Raw genomic sequence first — 18,033 nt, forward strand, 5'->3', positions numbered from 1 at the left:
TTGTTTTCATGATTTTTACGGCAGGTCAGATTGCAGGCATTTTAGAGGGTGAATTAGAAGGAAACCCGGACATTGCAGTTCATAAACTTGCCAAAATTGAGGAGGGCGAGAAAGGGTCGTTGACCTTTTTATCAAACCCCAAATATACTCCGCACATTTACACTACCAAAGCATCAATTACCATCGTCAATAAAGACTTTGTTCCCGAGCATCGATTGGATACCGCGTTGATTAAAGTTGAGGACGCCTACGAATCCTTTTCAAAATTATTGGAGTACTACGATCAGGTAAAAAGTAACAAAATTGGAATAGAAAATCCCTCGTACATTTCCGAATCGGCGACTTATGGTGCGGGCTTTTATTTAGGTGCTTTCGCTTATATTGGGGCCAATACGGCTGTGGGTAACAACGTAAAGATTTTTCCAAACGCCTATGTGGGAGATAACGTGGTACTGGGCGATAATGTTCAAGTATGGCCAGGGGCAAAGATTTGTTCGGAATCCGTTATTGGTGATAATTGTGTTATTCACAGCAGTGCCGTCGTGGGTTCGGATGGTTTTGGTTTCGCACCCAACAAGAATGGGGAATTTACCAAAATACCACAAACCGGGAACGTGATTTTAGAAGCCAATGTTGATGTGGGTACGGGAACGACTATTGACAGGGCGACTTTAGGGTCGACCATTTTGAGAAGAGGAGTGAAGTTGGATAATCAGATTCAAATCGCCCATAATGTCGAAATTGGCGAGCATACTGTAATTGCTGCGCAGACGGGTATTGCCGGTTCCACGAAGATCGGTAAGAACTGCATGATCGGCGGACAGGTAGGTATCGTAGGCCACATCGTCATAGGTGACCGGGTACGTATTCAGGCACAATCGGGAGTAGGTAGAAATGTGAAGGATGATGAGGTGTTGCAGGGTTCGCCGGCAATCAAATACGGAGATTATAACAAGTCGTACGTGCACTTTAAAAACTTGCCAAAACTTAATAAACGAATAAACAAACTAGAAAAAAAAAAGGAAAGTGAGTAGCCAAAAACCAAAACAAAGAACCATTGCCAAAGAAGTTATTCTTAAGGGTGTAGGATTGCATACCGGGGAGGAGGTTACGATGAAATTCGTGCCTGCACCGGAGAACCATGGCTATGCATTCAAACGAATAGATTTGGAGGGAACTCCCGTGATTGAAGCCGATGCCAACTATGTGGTCAATACACAACGGGGTACCAATTTAGAGAAGAACGGCGTTAAAATCCAGACTTCCGAACATGTGCTGGCCGCTTTGGTAGGGATGAACATCGATAATGTTCTCATTGAGCTCGATGCTCCCGAACCACCTATAATGGACGGTTCCTCAAAATATTTTGTTGAAGCCTTGGAGATTGTTGGGGCTGTTGAGCAAGATGCCGAAAGAGAAGAGTATGTGGTAAAGGAGGTGATTTCCTACAGGGATGAAAGTACGGGAAGCGAAATAACGGTAATCCCATCCGAAGAATATCAGGTAACCACCATGGTGGATTTTGGCACCAAAGTGCTCGGTACCCAAAATGCGACTTTGGAACATATCACGGATTTTAAGGAGGAAATATCGGAAGCGCGTACGTTTAGCTTTTTGCATGAATTGGAAGCCCTACTGGAAAACGGGTTGATCAAAGGGGGTGATTTAAACAACGCCATCGTATATGTGGATAAGGAGATTTCCCCGGCCACCATGAAAAAGCTCGAAAAAGCTTTTGGTAAGGAAAAACTATCCGTCAAGCCCAACGGAATTCTAGACAACCTTACCCTGCACCAGCCCAATGAGGCCGCACGGCATAAGTTGTTGGATGTTATTGGTGATTTGGCCCTTACGGGAACCCGGATTCGCGGGAAGGTTATCGCCAATAAACCCGGACATTTCGTGAACACCCAATTTGCCAAAAAGCTGGCGAAAATCATAAAGTTGGAAAAGCGAAACAACGTTCCGACCTACGATTTGAACGCGCCACCACTTATGGACATCACCAAAATAATGGAGCGGCTCCCACATCGACCTCCATTTTTGTTGGTCGACAAGATTATAGAGTTATCGGAAACCCACGTGGTAGGTTTGAAGAACGTGACCATGAACGAGCCCTTTTTTGTGGGGCATTTTCCTGGCGCACCGGTAATGCCAGGTGTTTTGCAACTGGAGGCCATGGCACAGACCGGGGGTATTCTGGTCTTGAACACCGTGCCCGACCCGGAAAATTATTTAACCTATTTACTAAAAATCGATAACGTAAAGTACAAGCAACAGGTCGTTCCGGGCGATACACTCGTTTTCAAGCTTGACCTGATGCAGCCCATACGAAGAGGTATTTGTCAGATGAATGCAAAAGCGTACACTAACGGCAAACTCGCTTCGGAGGCAGAAATCATGGCACAAATCATTAAGGTAAAAGGAAATTAGGATGAATCAACCGCTAGCTTACATACATCCCGGGGCAAAAATCTCAAAAAACGTGGTTGTAGAGCCTTTTACGACAATACATAATAACGTGACTATTGGGGATGGCACGTGGATCGGTTCCAACGTCACCATTATGGAGGGTGCCCGTATCGGAAAGAACTGTAACATCTTTCCCGGTGCGGTGATTTCGGCATCACCCCAGGATTTAAAATATCAAGATGAGGAAACTACGGTAGTCATCGGAAACAATACCACCATCAGAGAATGTGCCACGATTCATAAGGGCACCTCGGATAGAAACAAGACCGTAATCGGAAAGAATTGCCTGATTATGGCCTATTGCCATGTCGCCCACGATTGTTTGGTTGGCGATAATTGTATTTTTTCAAACAATTCTACCTTGGCAGGGCATGTAACCATTGGCGATAATGTGATCCTGGCCGGTTTGGTTGCGGTACATCAGTTCGTATCGGTAGGACGTCATGCTTTTGTGACCGGAGGCTCTTTGGTGAGAAAAGATGTGCCACCCTATGTAAAAGCCGCTCGGGAGCCGCTTTCCTATGTGGGTATCAACTCTATCGGTTTGCGCAGAAGGGGATTTGAATCTGAAAAAATACGCGAGATACAAAATATCTATCGTATTCTTTATCAAAAAAACTATAATAATACCCAGGCGGTACAGATAATCGAAGCTGAAATGGAGGCGACTCCGGAACGGGACGAAGTGCTTCAGTTCATTAGGGATTCGCAACGGGGTATTATGAAGGGCTATTTTAGCAATAATTGACCAGGGAATCGAAATTCGAGCTAGCCGAAGTACGGGTGCTAAAGATGTTAAGTTAATTCACTTCACTTAACAAGTATATTGAAAATAGCTTCTAAAAAAATACATATGAAATATTTGGTTTCCTTTTCGGCATTCTTTTTTTTCATGGCCGTTTTTCATGCTAGTGCTCAAACACCGAAAGACTCTATCGAAATCAAGCAAGTGGCCTTGGATTACATCGAATCGCAGCATGACGTGAACCCCGAACAGTTCGAGCGTGCCGCACATCCTAGGATGGTCAAGAGAACGTTTTGGACGAATAAGCAGACCCAAAAGGAATATTTGCGGGAAACCTTTACAGACGCCATGGTTTTATTGGCGGAAACCTACAATATAAACGGTGATAAGTTCCCTGAAAACCCAAAAAAGGAAGTTGTCATACTTGATATTTTCGATAAGACCGCTTCGGTAAAACTTATCGCCGATGATTGGATCGATTATATGCACATTGTAAAATTAAACGGAAAATGGCAACTGGTGAACGTACTGTGGCAGTTTAAGGACGCAACGGCACACTAGCTATAGATAGCTCATATTTATAAATAAAATAGAAACCAAAAATAATGGCATCAACATCGGATATTAGAAAAGGATTATGCATCAGATACAACAATGATATTTACAAGATTATCGAGTTTTTACACGTAAAACCGGGAAAAGGCCCCGCTTTTGTACGTACCAAGTTGAAAAGTGTAAGCAATGGAAAGGTTTTGGACAATACCTTTTCAGCAGGGCATAAAATCGAGGATGTTCGCGTAGAAACCCAATCGTTTCAATATTTATATGCAGACGGGGAGACCTATCATTTTATGAATACCCAAGATTACAACCAAATCACCTTGCAGGAAAGTGCATTGGATGCACCCGGATTGTTAAAAGAGGGTGAGGTGGTTACTATTCTTTTCAATACGGAAGACAATATGCCTTTATCCGTTGATATGCCCGCAAGTGTGGTTCTCGAGATATCCTATACCGAACCTGGAGTCAAAGGAAATACCGCTACAAACGCTACCAAACCGGCAAAGGTCGAAACCGGGGCCGAAGTCAATGTACCTTTGTTTATCAACGAGGGGGACAAAATCAAGATCGACACGTCAACCGGAAATTATATGGAAAGGGTAAAGGAATAGCTGTCTCGACTGGCAGTGGCAATTTGCAGTTATCACGAGACTTTTCGGAAATTGAATATTGTATAAACCTTGTGAGTCCGTTCGTTTACATTGTATTTCGTCTGTTGTTTCCTTTGCTGATCTTATGCCTGAATTATTAATATGCTTATTTCCGCTCATTAAACGGTCGAATACGTAATATGAATAGCAAATCCGAATATAAAAATTGAAATTCCCAACGCCACATACCTTGGCCCAAATCGCCACGATAATCGATTGTGATTATGTTGGCGCAGCTGAATTTCCTGTTCTGGGGATGAATGAGATTCATGTCGTGACCCAAGGGGACATTGTTTTTGTAGATCATCCCAAGTATTACGATAAGGCGCTCTCCTGTGCCGCGACAGTGGTTTTGATCAACAAGAAGGTCGACTGCCCTGCCGGAAAGGCCTTATTGATTTCGGATGACCCCTTTCGGGATTTCAATAAATTGACCCGATTTTTTCTTCCATTTGAAAAATCAAAAAGTGCTATTGCTACTTCAGCTAAAATAGGTAAAAACACTGTTATTCAGCCAAATGTATTTATAGGAAATAATGTCGTTATCGGTGATGATTGCATCATACACGCCAATGTGAGCATTTACGACAATAGTATTATCGGCGACAGGGTGATCATCCATTCCGGGACGGTTCTGGGGGCAGATGCCTTTTACTACAAAAATAGACCTGAGGGATTTGATCGTTTGCTTTCCGGTGGAAAAGTGGTGCTGGAAGATGATGTCGAACTCGGGGCGTTGTGTACGATTGATAGGGGTGTTACCGGGAATACGACCATCAAAAAAGGGACTAAATTGGATAACCAAGTGCATGTAGGCCATGACACGGTTATCGGGGAGAAATGTCTTATTGCCTCCCAAACGGGTATTGCTGGTTGCGTTATTATCGAGGATGAGGTGACGCTCTGGGGACAGGTAGGAACGAATAGCGGTATTACCATAGGAAAAAAGGCGGTAATCATGGGGCAGACGGGCGTCACAAAATCCGTTGCGGGCGGCAAAAGTTATTTTGGAACGCCTATCGAAGAATCCCGAGAAAAATTGAAGCAATTAGCCTATGTTAAAAAGATTCCATACTTATTGAAAAAAATAGAGGAATAAATTCAAAGCGAATCCTTTAGAAATCCTTTGCAAACTTATATTTTTGCGCAGCATTGGATGAAGTGACAGCTTTGACATATGAAAATGCAAAACAAATAATCCAGAAACGAATAACTTTACTATGAGCGTTCTAGTCAACAAAGATTCCAAGATAATAGTACAAGGTTTTACCGGAAGCGAAGGTACCTTTCACGCCGAGCAAATGATCGAGTATGGTACCAACGTAGTCGGTGGCGTAACCCCTGGCAAAGGTGGCCAAGAGCATTTGGGCAGACCTGTTTTCAATACAGTTCAGGAGGCCGTAGAAAAAGTAGGGGCCGATACGACGATCATTTTCGTACCGCCGGCTTTTGCCGCTGATGCGATTATGGAAGCCGCTAACGCCGGAATCAAAGTGATTATTACCATAACCGAGGGTATTCCGGTCGCCGATATGGTAAAGGCATCGAACTATATAAAACATAAGGACTGCCGTTTGGTGGGCCCCAACTGCCCCGGTGTAATTACTCCGGGTGAGGCTAAGGTAGGCATCATGCCCGGTTTTGTCTTTAAAAAAGGAAACGTAGGTATCGTTTCAAAATCGGGAACTTTGACCTATGAGGCGGCCGACCAAGTGGTGCGCCAAGGTTTGGGTATAACCACGGCCATTGGCATAGGCGGTGACCCGATTATCGGCACGACTACGAAAGAGGCGGTTGAATTGTTGATCAACGATCCGGAAACGGAATGCGTGGTGATGATCGGCGAGATAGGCGGACAATTGGAAGCTGATGCCGCGAAATGGTACAAGGCAAGTGGCAGTAAAAAACCGGTTGTAGGTTTTATTGCAGGGGAGACCGCTCCAGCAGGAAGAACAATGGGACATGCCGGCGCCATCGTAGGCGGAAGCGACGATACGGCTCAAGCCAAGAAAAAAATTATGCGCGAGCATGGTATACACGTGGTAGATTCACCAGCGGAAATCGGCCTTAAAGTTAAAGAGGTTATGGGATAACCATTTCCTTGAACGAAACACTATCCTGCTTTCGATGCGCTGAGAGCGGGATTTTTTTTTCGTCTTTGTCCTCACAACGCTTATCTTTGAACAACCACTAAGCAAACCGTTTACAGCATGAAATTACTCGAAGGGAAAAACGTAATCATCACCGGGGCAAGTAGGGGAATTGGTATGGGCATTGCCCAAGTATTCGCCGATCACGGGGCAAATGTAGCCTTCACTTATAGTTCTAGCGAGGCGCCTGCCTTGGAACTAGAGAAAGAACTGGCCGCAAAGGGGGTAAAAGCAAAGGCTTATAAAAGCAATGCTGCCAGCTTTGAACAGTCAGAGCAATTGATAGCCCAGGTACTGGAAGACTTCGGGGGCATAGACGTCCTTATCAATAACGCGGGTATTACGAAAGACAATCTGTTGATGCGTATGGCGGAGGAGGATTTCGATACGGTAATCGAAATCAATCTGAAGTCCGTTTTCAACATGACCAAAGCAGTGCAACGCACCATGCTTAAACAACGCAAGGGCTCGATTATCAACATGAGTAGTGTTGTGGGTGTAAAGGGAAATGCCGGTCAAACGAACTATGCTGCTTCCAAAGCGGGAATGATAGGGTTTACGAAGTCCGTAGCCTTGGAGCTCGGCTCTCGGAATATTCGTTGCAATGCCATCGCGCCCGGTTTTATCGAAACGGAAATGACGGCCAAGCTGGATGAGAAAACTGTTCAGGGTTGGCGAGACGGCATTCCATTGAAACGCGGTGGAAGCCCCGAGGATATCGCCAATGCCTGTCTGTTTTTTGCTTCCGACCTTTCAGACTATGTTACCGGACAAGTATTGAATGTAGATGGCGGCATGCTTACCTAGTGCAAATGATTTATAACTTCGGAATTCAAAAGTATTTCGAAATCATAACCACCAATCCGTTAACCATAACAAACTAAAGAAGGGGCGTTCCTTTTAATGGATACTCAAACGATTTTATTTATTTTTTTAGCGGCCGTAATCGCACTTGCCCTAGTATTTTTTCAATATTTTTTTAAAGCAAAAAAGCGAGGAAAACTATCGCTAGGGTTGTCTTTTTTGCGTTTTCTTACCTGGTTCGGAGCTTTGCTTCTCCTGATTAATCCAAAATTCACCAAAAACGATTACCGTATCGAAAAGACCAATCTCATGGTTTTGGTCGATAATTCGTCTTCAATGCAAGACTCCGAGATAGCGGAAACTTTGCAGTCTCTCAAAGAAAGACAGGAATTGGCCGATAAATTCGATATCAACTATCACAGTTTTGGGAATCAACTGAATGCCGGCGATAGCCTTACCTACGCCGAGGGCAATACCAATATTGCCAAGGCCTTGAAATCGTTAAAAACCATTTACGGTACGACCAATGGAGCCGTGGTGTTGCTGTCGGATGGCAATCAGACCCTTGGAGAAGACTATGAATTTTATGCCAAAAATTTACAACTCCCTGTTTATCCTCTAGTAATTGGCGACACGACCACCTACGAAGACCTTCGTATCGATCAGGTGAACGTAAACAAATATGCCTTTCTCAAGAATAAATTTCCGATCGAGAGCTATATATCCTACCAAGGACAAGGTTCGGTTTCGGCCACGGTAGCTATCACCGTCGACGGAAAATCGGTGTATAAAGAGAACATCGATTTCAATACTACCTCCAAAACCAAGATGGTCAATACCCTTTTAAATGCCAGTTCTGTCGGGGTAAAGAACATCCGAATTTCGGTATCCGGGTTAAATCAGGAACGCAACACGCAAAACAATAGTCGATCAGTAGCTGTAGAGGTCATCGATGAGAAAACGAATGTGATGATCATCTCCGATGTGTTGCATCCCGATATCGGGGCGTTGAAAAAGGCTATCGAAAGTAATGAGCAGCGGGCCGTATCCATCCAGAAAAGTACTGCAAATACGAGCGACTTCGACGAGGTAAATCTTTTTATCCTCTACCAGCCTAAGGCATCGTTTAAGGGCGTTTATGAATTCATCCAACAGAAAAAAGCAAATTCCCTCACCATAGTCGGCCCGAAGACGGATTTGAATTTCGTGAATTCCGTTCAGCGAACATTCAATCAACAGCTATTCAATTATACCGAGGAGACCACACCGGATGTGAATCCCGGTTTTTCGTTCTTTGACGTGTCCGATTTTTCCGTGGATGATTTTCCGCCGCTTGATGCGAATATGGGCACCATCAATATCAACAAGCCAGGGGAAACCATATTGAGTCGTAAGGTGCGCGGTGTTAGTTTAAAGGAACCCTTGTTGCACTTGACGGAACAGGACGGGCAACGGGAGGCCATGCTTTTCGGGGAGAATATTTGGAAATGGCGCGTACAGAGCTATCGAAATGCCAAAAACTTCAAAAATTTTGACGAATTTATTGGAAAGCTAGTTCGCTACCTGGCCATTACAAAGCCAAAGACCCGATTTTCCTTGGATTACGAATCGGTGTATGAAGGTGCGAACGATGCGAAAATTGAAGCTACCTACTTTGATAAGGCTTACGAATTTAATCCAAACGCCGTCATTGATTTAGAATTAAAGCACACCGAAAGTGGTAAAGTCAGCCAATTGACCATGCTCTTGAAAAATGGATATTTTGAGGCGGATTTGACCAACCTTGCCCCGGGCAAATATAATTTTACGGCAAAAGTAGCCACTGAAAATCTGACCAAATCAGGTAGCTTTACCATACTCGATTTTGACGTAGAAAAACGCTTCTTGTCAAGTAACTATAAAAAACTCGATCGTTTGGCGAGCAACACTTCGGGCAAAAGCTATTTTTCGAATGATGTAATAGCCTTGGGCGATTCGCTCATGGCCTCCGATCGCTTTTTACCGGTGCAAAAGAGCGAGCAAAATATTGTGTCCTTAATTGATTTTCGACTACTTTTAGGCATAATTGCATTAACGCTCGCATTAGAGTGGTTCATAAGAAAATACAACGGTTTAAACTAGAAATCGTTATTAGCATATTCAATATAAATTTTAGATCAATCCCTTAAAAAACAGAACATTATGGATAAATTACCTAAAGTAGCACTACCCATTATTTTTGCGGTTATTGTGCTTGTCATTTTATTATCAAAATCAGCGATTACCATTGGCTCGGGTGAGGCCGGAGTATTATATAAGACTTTCGGTGGGGGTGTAGTTACCGAAGAGCCACCCATGGGCGAAGGTTTTCATATCGTAGCGCCGTGGAACAAAGTCTTTATTTACGAAGTGAGACAGCAAGAGGTATTCGAAAAAATGCAAGTGTTGTCCTCGAACGGACTAGAAATAAAACTGGATGCTTCTGCTTGGTTTCAACCGAAACGCGATGTTTTGGGTAAATTACACCAAGAGAAAGGTACCGAATATATTCAACGTGTGCTGCTGCCCACGATACGCTCTGCCGCGCGAAGTGTAGTAGGCCGATATACTCCAGAACAATTATACTCGAGTAAGCGAGACGCTATTCAGGCCGAAATTTACGAGGAAACCAAGAAAATCGTAGACGGTCAATACATTCAATTGAATGAAGTATTGGTTCGGGATGTAACCTTACCTGCGACCATCAAAGAAGCTATCGAACGGAAATTAAAGCAGGAACAGGAGTCTTTAGAATATGAGTTTAGATTGGTGACCGCCAAAAAAGAAGCGGAGAAAGTAACCATTGAAGCACAAGGTAAGGCAGATGCCAACAAAATACTAAGTGCCTCGCTAACCGATAAGATCCTTCAGGATAAGGGCATCGATGCGACCTTGATGTTATCGCAGTCACCTAATGCCAAAGTGGTTATCGTGGGTAGCGGCGATTCGGGTCTTCCTTTGATTTTAGGGAATAACTAAACTACTTTTTTAACTTGCCGACGGGCATTTTGTATAAATTGTAACTATTCTTTTGTTAAATCAAGAATACGTTTTACTTTTACGACATCATGAGAAACAAAAAAACACACCATCATTTTTATCACTGCGCTCAGGCGAGGTAAAGATGTATTGTAGTGTTACAACATAATTTACGACCCGTTTGAGAAATCAAGCGGGTTTTTTCATTGAATAATTCCAACATCACCGCGTTTGTAGGAATAAAAATAAAACCTATGAAAATAAGAATAGCCATTCAAAAGTCTGGCAGGCTTAACGAAGATTCACTGCGAATCTTAAAAGATTGTGGTATATCTATCGACAATGGCAAAGATCAGTTAAAAGCATCTTCCAGGAATTTCCCTATGGAAGTGTTTTACCTAAGGAATGGCGATATTCCTCAATATCTAAGGGACGGTGTGGTCGACATCGCGATTATAGGAGAGAACGTCCTTATCGAAAAAGGGGAGGACATTAGGGTGGCCGAAAAACTCGGATTTTCCAAATGCAAAGTTTCGTTGGCGATTCCCAAAGGGGTTTCATATAATTCGATACAGGATTTGGAAGGAAAGCGTATCGCAACCTCTTATCCGAACACGGTCAAGAATTATCTCAGTGAAAAGGGAGTAAAAGCCGACCTGCATATCATAAGCGGATCGGTAGAAATTGCCCCGAATATCGGTTTGGCCGACGCCATTTGTGACATCGTCTCCAGCGGAAGTACCCTTTTTAAGAATAACTTGAAGGAGGTGGAGGTCATGTTGAAAAGCGAGGCGGTGTTGGCGGTGTCCCCGCAAATTACCGAAGAAAGAAAGCAATTATTGCAAAAACTTCAATTCCGGATTCAATCCGTCCTACGTGCACGACAATCAAAATATGTGTTATTGAATGCCCCTGACGAGAGTTTAAAAGATATTATCGCACTGTTGCCCGGCATGCGAAGCCCGACCGTATTGCCCTTGGCGGAAGAAGGGTGGAGCTCAGTGCATACAGTGATTAATAAGGATAAATTTTGGGAGGTCATTGACGAGCTGAAATTAGCGGGTGCCGAAGGGATTTTGGTGTGCGAAATAGAGAAAATGGTATTGTAACCGTTGTACTGATGAAAAATAGGTTTGACATCAATATAATTCCTGAAAATCGGCTCGAATCTATTCTTCCCTTGGTAGATTTGTTGAATAATGGGGCCATCCCGTATGAATTGCTCCGTGAGCGATTACAGCATATGATTGCGATGGGCTCTTATAAGTGTATTGGTATATATGAGGCGGATGAACTAATAGGTATCTGTGGCGTATGGATTTTGAACAAGTTTTATGTAGGAAAGCACATCGAGCCGGATAATGTCTTTATAAAGAAGAAATATCGCAACCAAGGAGTTGGTCATCTTTTGATGGAATGGCTTTTTGAATATGCGAAGGAAATCGATTGCCTTGCTTCCAAAGTGAATTGCTACGTTGAAAATAAAAAGGGAAATGTGTTTTGGGAAAGCCATGGTTACCAGACCGTGGCCTTTCACAAATCGAAAAAAATATAGAACGCGGGAATGAAGAAGATAGAGAACCCTAAAAGGGATGATTGGAAAAACGTTTTAAAGCGACCTACGCAAACGGTAGCCGATATTGAGGGTACGGTGACTTCCATTTTTAAAGAAGTCGCTAAAAACGGTGACACCGCCATTCGAGAATATACCCACAAGTTTGATCAAGTGGCACTGGAGGATTTAAAAGTTACCGAAAATGAAATCATTAGTGCCAAAGCGCTTGTTTCAGATGAGCTAAAAAAGGCCATTCAATTGGCAAAACGTAATATCGAGCGTTTTCACAAGGCTCAAAAAACGGATAGGATTACCGTTGAAACCTCTGAAGGAGTATCGTGTTGGCAGGAAAAACGGCCCATTCAAAAAGTCGGCTTGTATATTCCCGGGGGTACGGCGCCGTTATTTTCTACCATTCTTATGTTGGCGGTACCTGCGACAATAGCGGGCTGCACGGAAATTGTATTGTGTACGCCTCCCAACAAAGAAGGAAAGGTCGATCCGGCAATCCTATACACTGCGGATTTATGCGGAGTTACCCAAATTTTTAAAGTTGGGGGAATTCAGGCGATAGCGGGAATGACCTTCGGCACGGAGTGTATTCCACAGGTTTACAAAATATTCGGTCCAGGGAATCAATATGTCACGGTCGCCAAACAAATCGCTACAAAACACGGGGTAGCCATCGATATGCCGGCGGGGCCCAGTGAGTTGCTGGTCGTTGCAGATGATACGGCCGATTCCGCCTTCGTAGCTTCTGATTTGTTGAGTCAGGCAGAGCACGGTATCGATAGCCAAGTGATTTTGGTTTCCACCTCAAAAAAACTGATTGCCGAAGTCGAGGCTGAAGTCGAACAACAACTAAAGGTGTTACCTAGAAAGGAAATTGCCCAGCAGGCCATTGCCAACAGCAAGATGATTTATGTGGAAGACGACCAAACGGCACTCGATTTAATCAATGAATACGGCCCGGAGCACCTTATCGTTTGTGTCGCCGATACCGATTTCTATGTAAACCATATAGCCAATGCAGGTTCGGTATTTATCGGTAATTATACACCAGAAAGTGCGGGGGACTATGCTTCGGGCACAAATCATACCTTGCCCACGAACGGCTATGCCAAACAGTATAGTGGTGTCAATTTAGACAGTTTCATGAAGAGTATGACCTTTCAACACATTTCGGAGGAAGGTATCAAAGCAATAGGAAGCGCCATTGAGACTATGGCCGAGGCGGAGGGTCTGCAAGCACATAAAAATGCGGTAAGCTTGCGGTTGAAAAGTCTAAAGGATTAAATTCGGGTAATTTATGATCCTTCTTTTTATAAGGAGATGGATTTCGATTATTTTAATTAGCGATCATAGCATGTAGTGACAATAGTATTAAATGCTTTGCTAAACCCCAGTGCAATGGGAGGCAGTAAAAACGAATTCATGGGTTTTGATTTGAACAATATCATTAGGGAAAACATCAAGGGTTTAAAACCGTATAGCTCTGCCCGTGACGAGTATGTTTCGAACGGTTCGGGTATGGTGTATATGGATGCCAATGAGAATCCGTTCGAGAACGGGGTAAATCGATATCCTGATCCGCAGCAACGAACGCTTAAAGGATTGTTGGCCAAACAAAAAGAAGTTAGCACCGAGAATATTTTACTGGGCAACGGAAGTGATGAAGTGTTGGACCTTCTGTTTAGGGCATTCTGCGAACCCAAAGAGGATAATATCATTACCCTACCGCCCACGTATGGCATGTATGGCGTACTTGCAGGTTTAAATGGGGTGGAAAATCGAGAGCTTCTATTGAACAAGGATTTTCAACCGGACGTAGAGGCCATCTTGAACGCGGTCGATTTCAATTCGAAACTGCTTTTTATTTGTTCTCCCAATAATCCGACAGGAAATAGCATTTCAAATGAACACATTACCGCCTTATTGCGAGAATTCAATGGCCTGGTCATCGTAGATGAAGCCTATATCGACTTTTGTGATGCGAGCAGTTGGGTATCCAAACTTGCGGAATTTCCGAATTTGGTCGTTACCCAAACCTTTTCGAAAGCCTACGGCATGGCCGGTATACGCTTGGGAATCTGTGTGGCAGCCAAAGAAATCATAGCTGTCCTTAATAAAATCAAACCTCCGTATAACGTAAACGAATTAACGCAGCAAAAAGCCTTGGAAAGATTGTCCTATGGGCTTCGAATTATCTCAGAGGTTTCAGAGATTAAAGAACAGAAGGGTCTGGTTGCCCAAGTATTGTCCAGTATCCCCTTTGTACAGGAGGTCTATCCTTCCGACGCGAATTTTCTTTTGGTTCGGGTAGATGATGCCGATTTGCGCTATACACAACTCCTTGAAAAGGGAATCGTGGTCAGGAACCGAAGTTCGCAACCGCTGTGCAAAAATACGTTGAGGATAACGATCGGCACCCCCGAAGAGAATATTAAACTGATCGGGGTCTTAAAAGAATTGGAGAAATGAAAAAAGTTTTATTTATAGACCGCGACGGTACCATCATCAAAGAAACCGTCGATGAACAAATCGATGCTTTCGAAAAAATGATTTTCTACCCAAAGGCATTTACTTATCTCGGTAAAATCGCCAGGGAACTCGATTATGAATTGGTTATGATCACCAACCAAGATGGTTTGGGTACCGACGTTTTTCCAGAGGAAACTTTTTGGCCGGTGCACAATTTTATCCTCAAATCGTTTGAAAATGAAGGTGTTATTTTCGATAAGGTTTTCCTGGATCGCACCTTTCCACATCAAAATGCGGATACACGAAAACCGGGTACGGGCTTACTTACCGAATATTTTTCAGATACTTACGATTTAATGAATTCCTTTGTTATCGGGGATCGTTTGACCGATATGGAGCTTGCCAAAAACCTGGGTTCCCATGGTATTTTCATAAACGACAATACCCATTTGGGTACCGAAGAAATTACCGTTAAAAGAGACGCGCTCGATAATGTAATCGCCTTGGAGAGTAATGATTGGGAAAAGATTTACGAATTTTTGAAGTTAGCGGAAAGAACTGGCGAAATTCAGAGGAAGACAAATGAGACCGATATTAAGATACAGCTGAACCTGGATGGCACCGGAAAGAGCGACATCAAAACCGGCTTGTCCTTTTTCGATCACATGCTGGACCAATTGGCCCGTCACGGTCAAATGGACCTGACCATTGAAGTAGATGGGGATTTGGAGGTAGATGAACATCATACCATAGAAGACACGGCCATCGCCTTGGGCGAGGTATTTCATGATGCCTTGGGCAACAAATTGGGCATCGAACGCTATGGCTTTTGTTTACCCATGGATGATTGCTTGGCCCAGGTCGCGATTGATTTTGGCGGGCGAAACTGGCTGGTTTGGGAGGCCGATTTCAAGAGGGAAAAAGTGGGCGATATGCCAACGGAGATGTTCCATCACTTTTTTAAATCATTTACCGATGGCGCAAAGGCGAATCTGAATATCAAGGCCGAGGGCATTAATGAGCACCATAAGATTGAAGCGATTTTCAAGGCTTTTGCAAAATCCATCAAAATGGCGGTAAAAAGGGATGTTGAAAAAATGGTACTGCCTTCAACGAAAGGTATGTTGTAAATGCCCACACTTTACCTTCGCATGGAGAAGGGGCTAAATACGAATGAATGAACAACCAAAATAAAGCTTCACTTAGTACTTCCTCTCGTGGTAAGGCAGGGGAACAAAAGGGAGCATCGATTGTAATCATCGACTACGGTGCTGGCAACATACAAAGCATCAAATTCGCTATTTGGCGTTTGGGTTACGAGGCGGTCTTAAGTAATGATGTGGACGAAATTCGAAAGGCGGAAAAAGTAATTTTTCCGGGAGTGGGCGAGGCAAGTAGTGCAATGAAAAAGCTGAAGGCCAGTGGGTTGGACGCTATCGTACCAACTCTAAAACAGCCAGTTTTAGGTATTTGCTTGGGGATGCAATTGATGTGTACTTCCTCTGAGGAAGGCGATACCGAGGGTTTGGGAATTTTTGATGTCAAGGTAGTTAAGTTTTCGAATACCGTAAAGGTACCGCAAATAGGTTGGAACCAAATCAGTAACTTGAAATCGAAGCTTTTCAACGGCGTCGCAGAGAAAGAGCATATTTATTTGGTGCATAGCTTTTACGCACCCCTATGTAGCGCGACCATTGCCGAATCGGATTACGAATTACGGTATAGTGCGGCGTTACAAAAAGATAATTTTTATGGCACCCAATTTCACCCGGAAAAGAGTAGTGAAGTTGGGGCCCACATATTGAAGAATTTTTTGAAAATGTAAGGATGACAACATTTTATATTTCTACGGACAAAAAACGGTTGAATATCGATTTCATTCACGATTTCATTGCCAATTCGTATTGGGGAAAAGGGCGAACGAGGGAGCAGACGCTACAAACCATTGAGAATTCCTTTTGTTTTGGAATGTATTCCAAATCGGACGAACAAATCGGTTTTGGCCGTGTAGTGACCGATTATGTGTTCTTCGGTTATCTTATGGATGTTATCATTGCCCCTGAATACCAACGAAAAGGCTTGGGAAAGGCTTTGATGGAATTTATGTTACAAAACAAAACGATTCAAGCTTTGCAGACGGTCGCCTTAAAAACGAAAGATGCCCATTCGCTTTACGGAAAATACGGATTCAAAAAAGTCGGGGAGTCTTTACTGTGGATGTCTATCGATCGGCAGCAACTGGAATGAGATGTACACCCTTAAAGTACGATAATGAAAAGCCAGTTTAAGAGTTGTAACCAATATAACAGACAGGGGTATTACATTCTTAATTTCCCTGCTGGGAGGCAGGTTTCACAGTCCTAACATGAACCAATGAGAATCATACCCGCAATAGATATCATAGATGGCAAGTGTGTTCGCCTGTCAAAAGGAGATTACAGCACTAAAAAAGTCTATAATGAAAACCCTCTGGAGGTCGCGAAGGAATTCGAGGCCCATGGCATTGCCTATTTGCATTTGGTGGATCTTGACGGTGCGAAATCCAAGCACATTGTCAATCATAACATATTGGAGGAAATCGCTTCCAACACCAATTTGAAAATCGATTTCGGCGGAGGCCTAAAGACCGATGAGGATTTGCGCATTGCCTTCGAGAGCGGTGCACATCAAATAACGGGCGGTAGTATCGCGGTAAAAAATCCAGAAACTTTTACGGGATGGATTGAAACCTATGGTGCTGACCGCATCATTTTAGGCGCTGATGCTTTGGATGAGAAAGTGGCCGTTTCCGGTTGGCAGGAAGATTCAAACGAAGAATTGCTTCCCTTTATAGAATCCTATCAAAAAAAAGGGATTCAGTATGTTATCTGCACCGACATCAGTAAGGATGGTATGTTAGAGGGTCCCTCCTTTGCTTTATATGAAAAAATACTGACCAGCTCCAACGGTCTGAAACTGGTTGCCTCCGGTGGAATATCCACCTTTGACGAATTGCCCAGACTAGCGGAAATCGGTTGTGAAGGCACCATTATCGGTAAGGCCATTTATGAAAACAAGATACATCTGAAACAACTGGAGGAGTATATTTTAGCCACATGAGCAACGAAGAAAGAATAGTAGAGGAATTGGTGAAAAATGCCTTGTTCCGTATGGATGAAAGCACGCGTATGATACGAAAAAGCTTGACCGAAATCAGCGAGCAGGAGCTGTGGTTAAAACCCAATGCTTCTTTGAACTCCATCGCAAATTTGATATTGCATTTATGTGGAAATATGACGCAGTACATCATCGCATCCTTAGGTGAAAGCGAAGATGTCCGAAATCGCGACATGGAATTCTCGTCACATGCAACAGGAAACAAAGCGCAAATTTTGGAACAATTGGAGCGCACGGTCGACGAAGTAAGGCGGATCATTTTTGATGCGGATGTTAAGCAATTGGTAAAGGTCAGGTCCGTGCAAGGTTTTTCATTTTCGGGTGTCGGCGTAATTATGCACGCTGTGGAGCACTATTCCTATCATACCGGACAAATAGCCTTTTGGGTCAAGCTCTTAAAGAACAAAGACCTTGGTTTTTATAGTGGCACCGATTTGAATATTAAAAATCAACTATAAGTTA

The 18,033-nt window shown here is 43.4% G+C and carries 19 protein-coding genes; all 19 read left to right on the forward strand.

The annotated features are described in order from the left end of the window. The first annotated feature begins 8 nt into the window (after positions 1-8). The 19 genes from lpxD (at position 9) to FGM00_RS06805 (ending at position 18,029) form a co-directional block, all read left to right on the forward strand. Positions 9-1,034 carry a UDP-3-O-(3-hydroxymyristoyl)glucosamine N-acyltransferase gene (gene lpxD, locus FGM00_RS06715; protein ID WP_138852157.1) on the forward strand — a complete coding sequence of 342 codons (1,026 nt, stop codon included), beginning with the start codon at positions 9-11 and terminating at the stop codon, positions 1,032-1,034. Continuing rightward, the gene (locus FGM00_RS06720) at positions 1,027-2,433 is read left to right on the forward strand and encodes a bifunctional UDP-3-O-[3-hydroxymyristoyl] N-acetylglucosamine deacetylase/3-hydroxyacyl-ACP dehydratase (RefSeq protein ID WP_138852158.1); all 1,407 of its coding nucleotides are present in this window, start codon (positions 1,027-1,029) and stop codon (positions 2,431-2,433) included. Before lpxD ends, FGM00_RS06720 begins: the two co-directional genes overlap by 8 nt. Before the next feature lies 1 nt (position 2,434). Beyond that, positions 2,435-3,220, forward strand: a complete 786-nt coding sequence (gene lpxA, locus FGM00_RS06725; RefSeq protein ID WP_138852159.1) for an acyl-ACP--UDP-N-acetylglucosamine O-acyltransferase — start codon at positions 2,435-2,437, stop codon at positions 3,218-3,220. A 105-nt stretch (positions 3,221-3,325) separates the two neighbouring features. Further along, positions 3,326-3,778 carry a nuclear transport factor 2 family protein gene (locus FGM00_RS06730; protein ID WP_236262952.1) on the forward strand — a complete coding sequence of 151 codons (453 nt, stop codon included), beginning with the start codon at positions 3,326-3,328 and terminating at the stop codon, positions 3,776-3,778. 44 nt (positions 3,779-3,822) lie between these two features. Beyond that, positions 3,823-4,389, forward strand: coding sequence for an elongation factor P (gene efp, locus FGM00_RS06735; protein ID WP_138852160.1), 567 nt, complete (start codon positions 3,823-3,825; stop codon positions 4,387-4,389). Between the two features lie 205 nt (positions 4,390-4,594). Then, complete coding sequence (locus FGM00_RS06740) at positions 4,595-5,527, forward strand: UDP-3-O-(3-hydroxymyristoyl)glucosamine N-acyltransferase (RefSeq protein ID WP_175416196.1); 933 nt, start codon at positions 4,595-4,597, stop codon at positions 5,525-5,527. A gap of 121 nt (positions 5,528-5,648) precedes the next feature. After that, complete coding sequence (gene sucD / locus FGM00_RS06745; RefSeq protein WP_138852161.1) at positions 5,649-6,521, forward strand: succinate--CoA ligase subunit alpha; 873 nt, start codon at positions 5,649-5,651, stop codon at positions 6,519-6,521. Between the two features lie 117 nt (positions 6,522-6,638). Beyond that, complete coding sequence (gene fabG, locus FGM00_RS06750; RefSeq protein WP_138852162.1) at positions 6,639-7,385, forward strand: 3-oxoacyl-[acyl-carrier-protein] reductase; 747 nt, start codon at positions 6,639-6,641, stop codon at positions 7,383-7,385. A gap of 243 nt (positions 7,386-7,628) precedes the next feature. Then, complete coding sequence (locus FGM00_RS06755; protein ID WP_236262953.1) at positions 7,629-9,503, forward strand: vWA domain-containing protein; 1,875 nt, start codon at positions 7,629-7,631, stop codon at positions 9,501-9,503. A 60-nt stretch (positions 9,504-9,563) separates the two neighbouring features. Continuing rightward, the gene (locus FGM00_RS06760) at positions 9,564-10,379 is read left to right on the forward strand and encodes a prohibitin family protein (RefSeq protein WP_138852164.1); all 816 of its coding nucleotides are present in this window, start codon (positions 9,564-9,566) and stop codon (positions 10,377-10,379) included. A gap of 254 nt (positions 10,380-10,633) precedes the next feature. Next, complete coding sequence (hisG, locus tag FGM00_RS06765) at positions 10,634-11,488, forward strand: ATP phosphoribosyltransferase (protein ID WP_138852165.1); 855 nt, start codon at positions 10,634-10,636, stop codon at positions 11,486-11,488. A gap of 11 nt (positions 11,489-11,499) precedes the next feature. Continuing rightward, positions 11,500-11,934 carry a GNAT family N-acetyltransferase gene (locus tag FGM00_RS06770; protein ID WP_138852166.1) on the forward strand — a complete coding sequence of 145 codons (435 nt, stop codon included), beginning with the start codon at positions 11,500-11,502 and terminating at the stop codon, positions 11,932-11,934. Positions 11,935-11,943: 9 nt separating this feature from the next. Continuing rightward, entirely contained in the window at positions 11,944-13,230 is a 1,287-nt protein-coding gene (gene hisD / locus FGM00_RS06775; RefSeq protein ID WP_138852167.1) for a histidinol dehydrogenase, read from the forward strand. Between the two features lie 114 nt (positions 13,231-13,344). Further along, entirely contained in the window at positions 13,345-14,415 is a 1,071-nt protein-coding gene (hisC, locus tag FGM00_RS06780; protein ID WP_236262956.1) for a histidinol-phosphate transaminase, read from the forward strand. Beyond that, the gene (gene hisB / locus FGM00_RS06785; protein ID WP_138852168.1) at positions 14,412-15,545 is read left to right on the forward strand and encodes a bifunctional histidinol-phosphatase/imidazoleglycerol-phosphate dehydratase HisB; all 1,134 of its coding nucleotides are present in this window, start codon (positions 14,412-14,414) and stop codon (positions 15,543-15,545) included. Before hisC ends, hisB begins: the two co-directional genes overlap by 4 nt. 47 nt (positions 15,546-15,592) lie before the next feature. Further along, the gene (gene hisH, locus FGM00_RS06790) at positions 15,593-16,240 is read left to right on the forward strand and encodes an imidazole glycerol phosphate synthase subunit HisH (RefSeq protein ID WP_138852169.1); all 648 of its coding nucleotides are present in this window, start codon (positions 15,593-15,595) and stop codon (positions 16,238-16,240) included. A 2-nt stretch (positions 16,241-16,242) separates the two neighbouring features. Continuing rightward, positions 16,243-16,662, forward strand: coding sequence for a GNAT family N-acetyltransferase (locus FGM00_RS06795; protein ID WP_138852170.1), 420 nt, complete (start codon positions 16,243-16,245; stop codon positions 16,660-16,662). A gap of 126 nt (positions 16,663-16,788) precedes the next feature. Then, the gene (gene hisA / locus FGM00_RS06800) at positions 16,789-17,514 is read left to right on the forward strand and encodes a 1-(5-phosphoribosyl)-5-[(5-phosphoribosylamino)methylideneamino]imidazole-4-carboxamide isomerase (protein WP_138852171.1); all 726 of its coding nucleotides are present in this window, start codon (positions 16,789-16,791) and stop codon (positions 17,512-17,514) included. Then, on the forward strand, positions 17,511-18,029 hold the full coding sequence (locus FGM00_RS06805; protein WP_138852172.1) for a DinB family protein: 519 nt from the start codon (positions 17,511-17,513) through the stop codon (positions 18,027-18,029). Before hisA ends, FGM00_RS06805 begins: the two co-directional genes overlap by 4 nt. Positions 18,030-18,033: the final 4 nt, after the last annotated feature.

It is taken from the genome of Aggregatimonas sangjinii, from assembly GCF_005943945.1.
Taxonomy (GTDB): Bacteria; Bacteroidota; Bacteroidia; order Flavobacteriales; family Flavobacteriaceae; genus Pelagihabitans; species Pelagihabitans sangjinii.